This window comes from Proteiniphilum propionicum (genome assembly GCF_022267555.1).
Lineage (GTDB): Bacteria > Bacteroidota > Bacteroidia > Bacteroidales > Dysgonomonadaceae > Proteiniphilum > Proteiniphilum propionicum.
The window spans coordinates 3769693-3782337 of sequence record NZ_CP073586.1 but is presented as its reverse complement, the minus strand read 5'-3'; the positions used below and the strand labels follow the sequence as shown (position 1 = coordinate 3782337).

Here is a 12645-nt window from a genome sequence, read left to right as displayed (position 1 = left end):
ATTAAATATATATAAATGTTACAAGAGATAGTAATTTCAGGTTTTGGAGGCCAGGGAGTGCTCTCCATGGGTAAAATTCTTGCTTATTCCGGTATTATGGAAAACAAGGAGGTATCGTGGTTCCCGGCTTACGGACCCGAACAGCGTGGTGGTACTGCTAATGTTACAGTGATCATTTCAGATGAACCAATTAGCTCGCCTGTTGTTAATAGATATGACATTGCTATTGTATTGAATCAGCCTTCCCTCGATAAATTTGAGGAGAAAGTAAAACCCGGAGGAGTGATAATATACGATGGGTATGGAATTCATAAAAAGGTTGGACGGAAAGATATCAATGTGTACCGCATTAACGCCATGGATGAGTCTATGAAAATGGACAATACAAAGGTATTCAACATGATTGTGCTGGGTGGGCTGCTCAAGATATCACCCATGGTGGAGCTTGAAAATGTGATGAAAGGACTTAAAGAGTCGCTCCCGGAGCGGCACCATAAGCTTTTACCAATGAACGAAGAAGCCATTATAAGGGGAATGGAGTTAGTTCAATTGGAGCAAAAAGCGGAGTAATCAGAGCAACAAATGATTATTCCGATTAGGAGCCGGACTGATCCCTGTCAGACCGGCTTCGCGATTTTAATTTATCTGAATCTATAACTTACACCTTTATCTCCAGAGTTGTACAAATAATACCAGTTCCTGCGCAACATTCTATTACATCATTGCTGAACTTAGATGTTACATTATAAATACACTTACTGTATAGGCATCAAAGTAATCAGAAGAAACCATCACGGCAATAATAAAAGCATTATTAATAATAACAAGAGGGTTCCCTTTTTAGTAATACCTCTATGAATATTTATTTAAACACCTGACAATATGAAAGAAAGGACGGAAACTTTTTATAAGGCTTAGTGAAATAACAATTGATGAATTACCAGTCAAATATAATTTTTTTACGGGACTGCTATTTATAATGCTTCGTTATAACATCATTTATAATACTGACAGTCAATAATTTATGCTAGGTCCTCAAAAAAGCGCCATACTCTATTAGTATTCAGTGAATTATAAGAACTGTTTTTGAAAAAATACCGAAGTATTGATTTAAAAAGTTACTTCTTTTTTTTACGAAACCAACCCTTTATAATAGTTGCTAGTTTAGCAGGTGTTCCTGACGAAGTCTCATTTTTTATTTCTTTTTCCAGGGGCGTTTTCAAGTCAGGCCTGTCTGTCCTTTTATTTGGCCTTTCAATTCTTAAATCAGTTTTGTCTGTCCTGATTGAAGTTGAACCTCTCTTTTTCTGAATTGTTTTTTTCCCTGAATCTGTTATTCTTTCAGAAGATACATTCGTAACAGACGTAACAGAGCTTTTTCTGTTTATCTTTTTACCTGATGCCCTCCCGTTCGGCGAAGCATTGTTTTCAGTTGTTCTACCTTGTCCCGAACCGCTTCTCCTCTTCCCTGAAGCCCTTCCGGCAACAGATAAATTTTTTTCGGGTCTCCCGTCTTGCGCAGAACCGCTTTTTCCCTTTTCGAATGATATTTCGGGAGAAGATCCGGAGCTTTGGGAAGCACCGGTCGAATTCATACTATCGACTCCTTTACGTTTTTTGTTTCTGGAGAGGTTTGTAGCTTTCCCCGTTTCACCCGTTGCTCTTGTTGATATGTTGTTTCCGACTCCTCTTCTGTCCTTTTTCCTGGTGAGATTTGAGACCTTGTCCACCTCTTTTGTTGAGGGAGTACTTCTGTTTTTCTTTTTTGATCGTCCTGATGTATTTTTTGGGGAATATCTTTTTTTGCTTTCTTTTACGGGGTTATATTCAGGAGTATCGCCAAATTCAGATGGAACTGGAATCCTGTATATCTCTTTTTGAAGAAACTTTTCTATTTGTGAAAAACGGTACTGTTCGGCAGGTGATACAAAAGTTATTGCCATACCCGAATCGCCTGCACGTGCAGTACGTCCTATCCGGTGAACATAATCTTCAGCATCATAAGGAACATCGAAGTTAATCACCAGGGAAATATCATCTATATCAATTCCACGTGCCACAATATCGGTTGCAACAAGTATATCCACCCGTTCGTTTTTGAATTCATGCATCACATGGTCGCGCTGCGACTGATCAAGGTCGGAATGCATCTCACCAGAAGACAATCCCATTCTCTTTAATGTGTTCGCAATCTCCTTCACTTTCTGTTTAGATCCGGAAAAAAGTATCACCTTATTGGGCTTTTTCTCCTTGAAGAGATTCTTTACGATGTTGATCTTTTGTCCTTCATAACAAATGTAAGCAGACTGCAGAATGGTCTCTGGCGGGCGTGCAATTGCAATAGTTATCTCTTTAGGATCATCCAGTATGGTTTTAGCCAGTTGCTGTATCTTTGGTGGCATAGTAGCTGAAAACATAATGGTCTGGCGCTTTTTGGGGAGCAGTTTCTCAATCTTCATGATATCATCCTGGAATCCCATATCCAGCATCCTGTCAGCTTCGTCAAGAATAAAATATTTCACACCTGAAAAGTCAATTTTGTAAAGATTGATGTGTGACAAAAGCCTTCCGGGTGTGGCAATAACCACATCAGCACCACTTAATAACCCGCGCTTCTGCACATCCCAGGCATCACCGTCATTACCTCCATATACGGCAACTGATGAGAAAGGTGTGAAATAGGAGAAACCTTCCATATGTTGGTCTATCTGTTGTGCCAGTTCACGTGTAGGAGCCATAATTATGGCGTTTATCTTATTTTCATCGTGAGCATCTGTCTGCAAGTTGTTCAGTAGTGGAAGTAAAAAAGCGGCAGTTTTCCCCGTACCTGTTTGTGCACAGGCAATCACATCCTTTTTATCGAGTATTACAGGGATAGCTTGTTCTTGTACTGGAGTGGTTTCTTTAAAATTCATGGCTTGCAAACCATCTAATAACGTATTGCAGAGTGGAAGTTCAGTAAATAACATTTTATTTTCTAGCTGTACTTTCGCATGTATCAATGTGATGTATTTATAGCTAAATAATGTTTGTTGAAAGATTTAGCTGTAATCAGAACATGCAAAAGTTGGATTTCTAATATTTCAACAAAGATAATGCTTATTTTTTGTATTTAAGCCTGCTGTCGCAAGTTAGGTAAAATAAATTTCTTCTGAGACTTTTTTCTTTTCGAAAATAGTTTTACCTTTGCACTCGCATTTTCAAACAAAATGCAGGGAGAGATGGCAGAGTGGTCGATCGCGGCGGTCTTGAAAACCGTTGAACTGAGAGGTTCCGGGGGTTCGAATCCCTCTCTCTCCGCGAAAAATGTTTTGAAGTGCTCTGTGAAGAGCAAAAAAAGAAACAATAGCGAATAGATAAGTGTCGTAATTCTTAATGAGTTACGGCACTTTTTCTTTTTACGACACTGGTTACTTAGAGTAGTAACAGAGCATCGAAAATACCCCAAAAAGCTCACAATTGGCTACAATTTGGCTACAGAAAAAGAAACAAAAGTAAAATTGTAGCCAAGAGCACTTTGAGAGTGCGTATAAATGACTATCAAATTACTGTTAATCAGATAATTACATTGAACTTTGCATCGGTAAGTTTAGAAAAAAAGAGATAAAAAATCAGCTTTTTTAATGACGTTTTGGCTACAAAAAAGTGTGTATTTTTTTATTCAAGACCTAAGATGCAACTAAAAAAACAGTAATATGAAAACAATTTTCAGAACAGTCTTCTATTTAAGGAGCAACGTAAGCATTCGGTAAAGTCCGTGTTTTATTGCAAGGTTTTATAGTTTTTGAATATTTTCTTTCAAAAACTTGCAAAACATTCAGAGTCGATTTGGAGTTTCCAGGATTTTTTTAGCAGCCAGTTTGAAGGTAGCAGTTCAGCCAGATCCAACGTATAATCTTCGTCGTAATCGTGTATATGACCAAGAACGTAAACCATCCAGTCCCGGAAGTTGACATCCGCAGCCTTACAGCAACCAAGCAAGGAGTAAATAACTGCAGCATCTTCCGCAGCGTCATGGTTACCACAAAAAAGGTAGTTTTTTCTTCCCAGTGCCAAACCTCTCAGGCTATTCTCCGCAAGATTGTTGTCTATGCGGTACCGGCCATCCAGATGATACCGGCTTAGCCGGTGATAGATGTCATAACAATATTTTATTGCCTTGCCTATCGGACTTTTTGGTAATACTTTGCGATATTCTATAGCCAGCCACTTTTCAAAGGCAACCATGATGGGGTAAGCATGACTTTCACGAAGTTTGGCCCTTTCTTCACAAGAAAGGTTTTTATCATCAGCTTCCCTTTCCACCTCGTAGAGGAGACCTATCTGTTCAAGAGCATATTCTGCCCTGGATCTGTCATTTTTAAGCGACTCTTTAAACTTTCGTCGTTTATCAAAATCTTTTGATAAACGACGTTATCACAACTTTAATTAAATCAAAAGCACCATTGATTCTATACCGGTAACTGGTTGACAAACAATAATTGTTTTGATAATATTTCTCTGATTAAATTCTTCTTTCCAATATATCTTTGTAATTGATGAAAATACATTCATCAATCTAAATTTATCAAGGATGTTAGAAATAAAAATTATGAGAGACGATTTGTTGTCTCAGGAAAAATTGCTTGTAGAACAATACAAGTTGACCCAACAGACAGGTGCAAGGCATATTTGCCGTATCCGTGAACTTGTGGTTTTCATGCAAGAGCATGATTGTGATATTTATACAGAAGATGTGGGTATGTCTTTTCTCAAAAGTTTGGAATTGACAGATTCTAAACACAAATATACAACATCAAGGGGAGCGGTCTTCTTATTGAATAATTTCCTTAAGGGGTTACCATACCGTCCAAAATATATTGAAGGGGATGTATACACTTTTCCCGGCAAACTAGGAATGGAGGCTAAAAGTTTCATATCTCTTCGCAACAAGGAATATAGGTTAAGCAGTTCAACAGTACGAACATATCAAAGTTCTTTGGACATCTTTACTACAGCCATGAAGCTACATGGTGCTACATTGGAAACTCTTAAAAGAGAAGATATTAATTATTTTCTCGCTTCATCCCAAAATCAATCACCATACAAATGCGGTCCTGTCAGAATATTCTTAAAATATCTCTTCGAATCCGGCTTTACAAAAGAAGACCTGAGTAAAGAACTCGAGGGGTTTAAGTGTCGTCGGGGTGAGAAATTACCCTCCTTTTATACCAGGGATGAAGTAATGAAAATAGAAGGGGTGATAGATAAGAACCGGGGGGGGAAAGGCAAAAGGGATTATGCGATGATACTGCTTGCATCCAGACTCGGGCTACGTGCTTCTGATATTACAAGACTCCAGTTTGCTAGTTTGAATTGGGATAACAATGTCATTATCCTCAAACAGCACAAGACCAAAAGAGAGATTATACTGCCGCTTCTTTCCGATATAGGAGACGCCATTATTGATTATATAAAAAATGGCAGGCCAGATAATGATTCCAAGAATCTGTTTTTTGTCACTTATTCAACCTTATAGACCTATAAGAGTATCGACATTGTGTACTATTGTTACTAATTATATTTATGCGGCAGGAGTATCACCCAAAGGAAGACATCATGGCACCCACTCTTTACGGCATAGCCTGGCGACTAATCTTTTGGAAAATGGCACGGCTTTGCCTGTTATATCTGAAGTGCTTGGGCATGGTTCGACAGGGTCGACCATGTATTATCTTGGTGTTAATATCAAATCACTACTGGAATGTTCCCAGAATGTGCCGGATGTCCCCGAGGATTTTTATTCGCAGAAAGGAGGCATGCTGTATGCCTAATTATCTTAATTATAGAAGTGTCATGGCTCCCTACATAAGCTCTTTCGTAGAATCAAAAACCAGAAAAGGGATAAAAGGAGAAGATATAAAGTGGATCCTTTACGAGTTGGATCGACATCTGGCAGAAAAGGGGCATCAGGCTTGTTATATTGACAGGATATCCTATGATAGTTGGTATCATGCAACTTGTGGCAACAAACAAGTATCAACCGTATATCAAAAAGTATCCGTAATGAGACGTTTTTTGATATATATGGGCAATATGGGGCTTGAATGTTATGTCCCTAGATTGCCAAGGAAGCATAAATCTGAATATGTGCCATACATTTTTACTGAAAACGAAATCAAAGGCTTGTTTGCCGCAGCCGATAATCTCAGGGTAAAGGAGCATCATGCCAATTCATTAATGATGGTTGTACCTGTTTTGCTAAGGACTTTGTATAGCACTGCAATACGAATTGGTGAAGCAATAAATCTTCGGAACAAGGACATAGATTTTGAAAAACATGTCATTGTTTTGGATAACACAAAGAATGGCCGTCAAAGACTTGCCCCTTTAAATGAATCTTTAGAAAAAGTTTTGAGGCAATACATCCGTTATAGAAACATGTTACCCGTCGAAGGTGTAATGGCTCCTGAGAGTCACCTTTTTTGTCAATGGGCTGGGGCATAAACTGTCAAAAAAGGGGGTATAGGCAGATATTTTAGGAAACTACTGCAGGAGGCAAACATCCCGTATAAGGGACACGAAGAAGGCCCAACCCTTCATAATCTAAGACATACCGCTTGTGTGCACTCTCTCGTCCGCATGCATAGGCAAGGCAGGGATATATACTGTTGCCTTCCTATACTCTCTACATTTATGGGACATGTAAAAGTCATGGACACCGAGCATTATCTCCGTCTTACACAAAACATGTATCCGGAAATTATCCAAATGGATGCATCCGTAACTGCCGGACTTGGAAATCTTATTGCAAAATCACTCCTTAAAGTTGATGATCATGGGAACATATAAAGATATTGCAGGGTGTATTGAAAAGTATTTTACCGATTACCTGGTAAAAGAGCGCGGCGTCAGCGCCCATACAGTGCGTTCATACCGAGACACTTTCATTCTGCTTCTTGAATATATGAATAAAGAGAAGAAGATCCCGGCGGACAAGTTAGGACTGGATGACATAGACAGGAGTGTGGTACTTTCCTTCCTGGACTGGCTTCAGGATGTCAAGCGCAACGCCGTTTCCACGCGGAACCAGAGATACGCTACAATAAGATCTTTCTATGAATACATGATGTATGAAGATCCCGTCCATTTATCACACTGGAAATCAATATGCTCAATACGTATAAAACGAGAGGTGCGAAATAGTGTCAAATATCTGACTGTTGACGGGGTAAAAGCCGTTTTCGAACAGATAGATACAAATACCCGTGAAGGAAGAAGAAACCTGACCCTATTGTCCTTGATGTATAATCTTGGAGCCAGGGTACAGGAAATTATAGATCTCACACCGCTATCGATAAGAACAAGCAAGCCCTATGTCATCGAGTTGTTTGGTAAAGGAGCCAAAAAACGATTGGTGCCGATTGATGACAATATGATGAATTTACTTGGAAATTACTTGAAGGAATACGGCTTGGACAGACCCGGGATGGGTCATCATCCCCTCTTCTTCAATAGCCGGAGGGCTAAAGCTTACCAATCCCGGGATTACCTATATTTTGCAAAAATATGCTTCATTGGCACATATTGCATATCCCGATCTGGTCCCGTCAACACCAACTCCGCATACGCTGAGGCACTCAAGGGCAATGCACCTGCTACAGGCCGGTGTAAATCTGGTATATATCAGGGATCTTTTGGGGCATGTGTCAATACAGACGACCGAGATTTATGCAAGGGCGGACTCGAAGTTGAAGAGAGAAGCCTTAGAAAATGCTTTTAGTGATCTTGGAATTACTGAACCGGATGTGAAAAGTTGGGAAAAAGATCCCAAGCTTAAAGCTTTTTTAAAAAGTTTGGCTTGAAATATTATCAGAAGTAGTTTTAGAAAGTAGCGATTGGATAATACTGATTGTTAATTTACTTCCTTAGGCTACTTTTGATTTAATTAAAGTTGTGATAACGTCGTTTATCAAAATCTTTTGATAAACGACGTCGCTATGAAATAGCTTTGGACGAGAACAAATCCCTTGCAGAGTATGCATTAAAGCAGATACAGCATCTTTACCAAATAGAAAGAATGGCAGATGAACAGAATCTGTCGTATGAGCAACGCTACAAAAAAAGGAATGAGCTTGCACGTCCCATAATGTTATCTTTTGAAAAGTGGATGGAGGAAACATATCCTACAGTACTACCCAAAAACCGCATGGGCGAGGCTATAAGTTACTCCTACTCTTTATGGCCACGAATGAAGAATTATTTAAAAGACGGCTAAACTTCTCCCCTTCCTTAGACAGTTTCTATTCACAGATAAGTTAGTTTCCTGGGATCGCCCTGCAGGGCGATCCCAGGAAACTAAGCGGCCTCCCGGTACACATCCATCGGCCTTTTATATTCCAATCCCTGATGGGGCCTTTCCTGGTTATAATACTTCATATAATCCTTTATTTTGTGATATAACTCCAAACCATTGTCTGATGGTTCGAGATAAAGCTTCTCGTATTTGATGTTCCGCCAAAATCTTTCAATGAAGATATTGTCAATAGCCCGTCCCTTCCCGTCCATGCTGAACTTTAAACCCTCGTATGAAGAAAAATAAGCTGAAAACTCCGGGCTGGAGAACTGACTCCCCTGATCCGTATTGATTATCTCCGGAGCACCATGGTGCTTTATAGCCTCTTCAAGGCACTCGCGGCACCAATGGGCGGTCATCGTGTTGGACAGTGACCAGCCAACGATATAGCGGCTGTAAACGTCAATGATGCCAACCAGGTACAGATGGCTGCCAGCTAACGGGATATAGGTGATATCCATCGCCCAGACCTGATTGGGGCGCGTTACCTTTAACCCACGCAGCAGGTAGGGATAAATCACATGGCTTGCTCCCTTATGGGGCTTGCTCGTGTTCGGACGGGGGCCGGTCGCATATAAATCCATTTTCCGATATAAACGGCGCACACGCTTGGGATTGACCTCGTAGCCAATGCCACGAAGGTGATGTGTCATCCGGGGTACACCGTAGAACGGGGTAATCATGTACTGTTTGTCTATCTGCTTCATCAGTTCCTCATTATAGGAACCATCTTCACGGGGCGAATAGTAGAAGCTGCTACGGGGCACATCCAACAAATCACACTGGCGTGAAACGCTTAAAGAGTGGGTCTTGTCGATTTTGCTCATCCGTTCATTTTTGGCTATTTCCCCAATACTTTTTTTAAGAAATCAACCTCCAGCTGAAGCTGTCCGACCTTCTTGAACAGGGCGTCTTTCTCCTTGTCATCCTCTGTTTTAGAGCCGCCTCTCTCGAACACCTGGTCCGCCTGAGATAAAAATTGAGTCTTCCACGTCGAGATCTGACCCGGGTGAAGTTCATACTTCCTGGCGATCTCCTGGACTGTTTCTCTTTCTTGAAGTGCTTCTAAAACAATCTTTGTTTTAAAGCCGGCACTGTAAGTTTTCCTTTTCTTCATGACAACAAAATTAATATTATTTTTTAATGATTCTTGTTGTCTAAGATTCGGGGGTAATTATATTTCACCAAATAACCGGAAATGTTTAGGTAATGGTGTACCAATATCACACCAGATTTGATGAATTATTTTGGGGATTTCTTCCATATCAGATAGACTATCAAGGAGCTTTATAATAACTCAGTTTGATTATTAATACAATATATAAGAAGGCGTGCTAGACCTGCGCCATAACATTGAGGTAACGCTTTTCCTTCAACAGTCAGCAATAAGGTCTGCATTACTTTCTTTGAATGAATATTTTCTATTTCCGGAAGTAAGTTGTACTCGCTTATATTTTTGTCTACAATTTTATTTGCAATTTGTGCCAAATCAATTTTTTCTTTAAGAGAAAGCGTGTCTAAATATAGATTTTTAATCCCATTGTTAATATTCTCACTTACGACATATTCATAACCTTTAATATTACACAGGGTAGTGATTTCTTTTAAGTAAAAGCCGATTTCAAGCGAACTTAAAATCTTCCCTTTTTTATATAAATCAGCATAGTCTCTTAATAATGAATGAGAAAAAGAAGTATAACCAGTATAATTAATTAATTTAAGATAGGCCTTGTAAATATGCAAGACACCAATTTTTTTATTGATATAGTAAATATTGTCAAAATCCTGGAATTGAACAGCTAAAAATAGCTCGGATCCCTCAAAATTTTTTTTTATGATTACTCTTACCCTCTCATCTTCGAAACGGCTGACCTTCGATAAAAAATAGATTACTGGCATTGAATACACCAGTTTGAAAGGTTCTTTTTCAATATACTTTAGACTTTTGAGTAAAATTTCATATTGTTCCTCGAATATTTCTTTGAAATTTGCTTCTAAATATTTATTTTCAATCAAATATAGAAGTGTATATCCAATTCCGGCTAAACCGTTTTCAAAGCTAATATCATTGTTTTTAGTTATCAATGATTCCTGTAGTAGTCTAAATCCAATATCTTCAAGTTCTTCATCCTGTAGATGTCTGGAGGCTTGGAAAAGAGATAATGATAAACCGGCTTTGCCATTATATAATCCCGTAGAATTTACCGCTTCGATATTTTGTAAGATAAACTCAACCAAGGTTCGAATATTGTCCTTTTGCGTCATATTGATTGTTCTTATTTCAATTTATTTTCTATATCTTTAAACCTGTTTTTATTTTTTATGAAGAGAGAATAAAATAGACTGAAAAAATCCTTTTCTGATATTAGTTCTTCTTTTAGCAAATCAATATTTGTATGGTATAAAGGAATTAGCATGGGATAAACTTCACTCAATTTATAGCAAAGGGAAAACACAATCTCTTTTTTAATTTTGGAAATGTTTTGTATTTGTATCTCTCTCCTTTTTCTGGAAATTTTCATATCACAAATTCTGGAATAAATAAGAGGCTGGCTGTCCATGTATAAAACGCCTTTGGACTTGGCTATTTCTGACCATAACTTGTAATCCTCCGCATAGTTGTAATCTTCATATTGTATTTTCTTTTCGTCGATAAATGATTTGCGCATCATGTATATGGGGCTAATCCTTACATTATCGTTTAATAGTTGTACCAAAGGTTGTTCAATCAAGCCGCAGAATTTTTGTTCATGCATCCTTCTGGCAATGTTTTTTCCAAAAATAATTTCCCAACAGCTACATACTATAATATTAGGAAAGTCCTCCATAACCGAATGTTGTAATTTGAGTCGGTCGACATGCATAATATCGCCTGAATCCATACGTGCGATATATTTTCCCGTTGAAGCTTTTATGCCTATATTCAGAGATTGAATATAATTATCGATATTGTCAATAATACGGATACGCTCGTCATCATAAGAATTTATGATAGCTTTTGTGTTATCCGTTGAACCGTTATTTACAATAATCAGTTCAAAATCCGGATATGATTGTTTCAGTACACTTTCAATTGACCCTGCTATAGTATCTTCCGCATTGGATGCACACATTACAACTGATATGGTTTTCATTTTTTATATCTTATAGACTTATTGATGATTGAGTTCCCATTCTGAAATGACCTCTTCAAATACATTATTGATCTTATCACCCCAAACATCCCAATTTAACCGGGTTTCGTACTCATGTCGGGAAGAAGCTCGAAGCTTCAAATAATTTTCCTTATCTGAAAATACTGTTTTTATCTTTTCTGCATAATCTTCCGCTGCAGCTTCAGCCGAAAGTAAAAAACCATTTTTTGAATCTTTTACGGGTTGCCCCACCCCACCTACATTTGCAGTTATAGAAGGAAGGGCATAGGCTGAGGCTTCACAAAATACAATGCCATAAGCGTCGAATCGGGTAGGTAAAACGAGAAAATGGGATTCCGCTAAAATCTTATTTAGTTGTTCAGCCTGTTTTTGTTTACTCTTGTCAATAGAAGGAATTATAACTAAATCATCACCACTGTCATGCAAGGATTGTTTCGGTGAAGAACCTATGATGGTAAGGGTACATGGAAATTTATCTTCTTTCAATTTATTATATATTTGCATGATTTTGTCCCCTCCTTTTCTTTCCCAATCTCTTCCTATAAATACTAGTTTACATATATCCATGTTTATATCAATTGAATAATGCTCGGGAGCAAAAATATTTGCTCCGAATTCGATAATCTCGATTTTATTCGGATCAATATTATAAAAATCCACTGCTTTTTGCTTGATCCATTCGGAAGAGTAGATAATCTTGCTGGCTTTTTCGAGTATCAATCTTTCGAAATTAATAAGGGATTTACTATCCAATACTTTTGTGGGTGAGTTTTTATCTTGATTTTCATCTGACTTTTTATAATGTATTCTCATTTGTTCATAAGTCATATCACTTAAATAGATAATCGGCAGATTAACTTCTAGAAAAGGGATAAACAGTAGATCTCCAAAAAAGATTAAATTAAAATTTAGTCTTTTTATCCGTTCTGAAAGCAATTCATTCAATCTGTGAATGTACTTGTCAATTTGAATGTTTTTATATTTGGAACTATTATTACTTATAAAAAATGTAAGTTGTTCTACTATTTCTGGACCAATAATTTTCAAGTTATGTTTTTCTCCTAATTTATTATACATATAATACAATGTACCTGACCAATTATTTATATTTTCAGGATCAAATCTGGTAAGAAACAGAATATTCATTATATTGAA

General features: G+C 38.0%; 11 protein-coding genes, 1 tRNA gene and 4 pseudogenes. 9 read left to right on the top strand and 7 right to left on the bottom strand.

The annotated features are described in order from the left end of the window. Window positions 1-15 precede the first annotated feature (15 nt). On the top strand, window positions 16-570 hold the full coding sequence (locus tag KDN43_RS15790) for a 2-oxoacid:acceptor oxidoreductase family protein (RefSeq protein ID WP_238867549.1): 555 nt from the start codon (window positions 16-18) through the stop codon (window positions 568-570). Between the two features lie 1166 nt (window positions 571-1736). On the opposite strand, the pseudogene KDN43_RS15785 reads toward KDN43_RS15790, so the two are convergent. After that, window positions 1737-2969 (bottom strand): annotated as a pseudogene (locus KDN43_RS15785) (DEAD/DEAH box helicase); the annotation flags it as partial. Window positions 2970-3215: 246 nt separating this feature from the next. Between KDN43_RS15785 and KDN43_RS15780 the strand changes: the two are divergent. Then, a tRNA-Ser gene (locus KDN43_RS15780) sits at window positions 3216-3300 on the top strand. Between the two features lie 498 nt (window positions 3301-3798). On the opposite strand, the pseudogene KDN43_RS15775 reads toward KDN43_RS15780, so the two are convergent. Further along, a pseudogene (locus KDN43_RS15775) lies at window positions 3799-4386 on the bottom strand (IS66 family transposase); the annotation flags it as partial. Window positions 4387-4591: 205 nt separating this feature from the next. On the opposite strand from KDN43_RS15775, the gene KDN43_RS15770 reads away from it, so the two are divergent. From KDN43_RS15770 to KDN43_RS15745, 7 genes and pseudogenes are all read left to right on the top strand, one after another. Beyond that, on the top strand, window positions 4592-5518 hold the full coding sequence (locus KDN43_RS15770; RefSeq protein WP_238867548.1) for a tyrosine-type recombinase/integrase: 927 nt from the start codon (window positions 4592-4594) through the stop codon (window positions 5516-5518). Between the two features lie 19 nt (window positions 5519-5537). Then, window positions 5538-5813 carry a tyrosine-type recombinase/integrase gene (locus tag KDN43_RS15765; protein WP_238867547.1) on the top strand — a complete coding sequence of 92 codons (276 nt, stop codon included), beginning with the start codon at window positions 5538-5540 and terminating at the stop codon, window positions 5811-5813. A 22-nt stretch (window positions 5814-5835) separates the two neighbouring features. Further along, the gene (locus tag KDN43_RS15760; protein WP_238867546.1) at window positions 5836-6486 is read left to right on the top strand and encodes a tyrosine-type recombinase/integrase; all 651 of its coding nucleotides are present in this window, start codon (window positions 5836-5838) and stop codon (window positions 6484-6486) included. 189 nt (window positions 6487-6675) lie between these two features. Then, the gene (locus KDN43_RS15755; protein WP_238867545.1) at window positions 6676-6831 is read left to right on the top strand and encodes a hypothetical protein; all 156 of its coding nucleotides are present in this window, start codon (window positions 6676-6678) and stop codon (window positions 6829-6831) included. Further along, window positions 6812-7471 (top strand): annotated as a pseudogene (locus KDN43_RS15750) (tyrosine-type recombinase/integrase); the annotation flags it as partial. The gene KDN43_RS15755 and the pseudogene KDN43_RS15750, both read left to right, overlap by 20 nt. Window positions 7472-7538: 67 nt before the next feature. Further along, window positions 7539-7844: a tyrosine-type recombinase/integrase gene (locus KDN43_RS16495; RefSeq protein ID WP_327065311.1), complete on the top strand. Its 306-nt coding sequence runs from the start codon at window positions 7539-7541 to the stop codon at window positions 7842-7844. A 125-nt stretch (window positions 7845-7969) separates the two neighbouring features. Continuing rightward, window positions 7970-8254 (top strand): annotated as a pseudogene (locus tag KDN43_RS15745) (IS66 family transposase); the annotation flags it as partial. A gap of 83 nt (window positions 8255-8337) precedes the next feature. Here the strand turns inward: KDN43_RS15745 and KDN43_RS15740 are convergent. From KDN43_RS15740 to KDN43_RS15720, 5 genes are all read right to left on the bottom strand, one after another. Next, entirely contained in the window at window positions 8338-9162 is an 825-nt protein-coding gene (locus KDN43_RS15740) for an IS3 family transposase (protein WP_238867543.1), read from the bottom strand. Window positions 9163-9176: 14 nt separating this feature from the next. Then, the gene (locus KDN43_RS15735; protein WP_238866086.1) at window positions 9177-9452 is read right to left on the bottom strand and encodes a transposase; all 276 of its coding nucleotides are present in this window, start codon (window positions 9450-9452) and stop codon (window positions 9177-9179) included. Window positions 9453-9622: 170 nt separating this feature from the next. Next, window positions 9623-10600, bottom strand: coding sequence for a lanthionine synthetase LanC family protein (locus KDN43_RS15730; protein ID WP_238867542.1), 978 nt, complete (start codon window positions 10598-10600; stop codon window positions 9623-9625). 11 nt (window positions 10601-10611) lie between these two features. Continuing rightward, complete coding sequence (locus tag KDN43_RS15725) at window positions 10612-11469, bottom strand: glycosyltransferase family 2 protein (RefSeq protein WP_238867541.1); 858 nt, start codon at window positions 11467-11469, stop codon at window positions 10612-10614. An 18-nt stretch (window positions 11470-11487) separates the two neighbouring features. Continuing rightward, a complete protein-coding gene (locus KDN43_RS15720; RefSeq protein ID WP_238867540.1) occupies window positions 11488-12636 on the bottom strand; it encodes a glycosyltransferase family 4 protein in 1149 nt (382 codons plus the stop codon). Window positions 12637-12645: the final 9 nt, after the last annotated feature.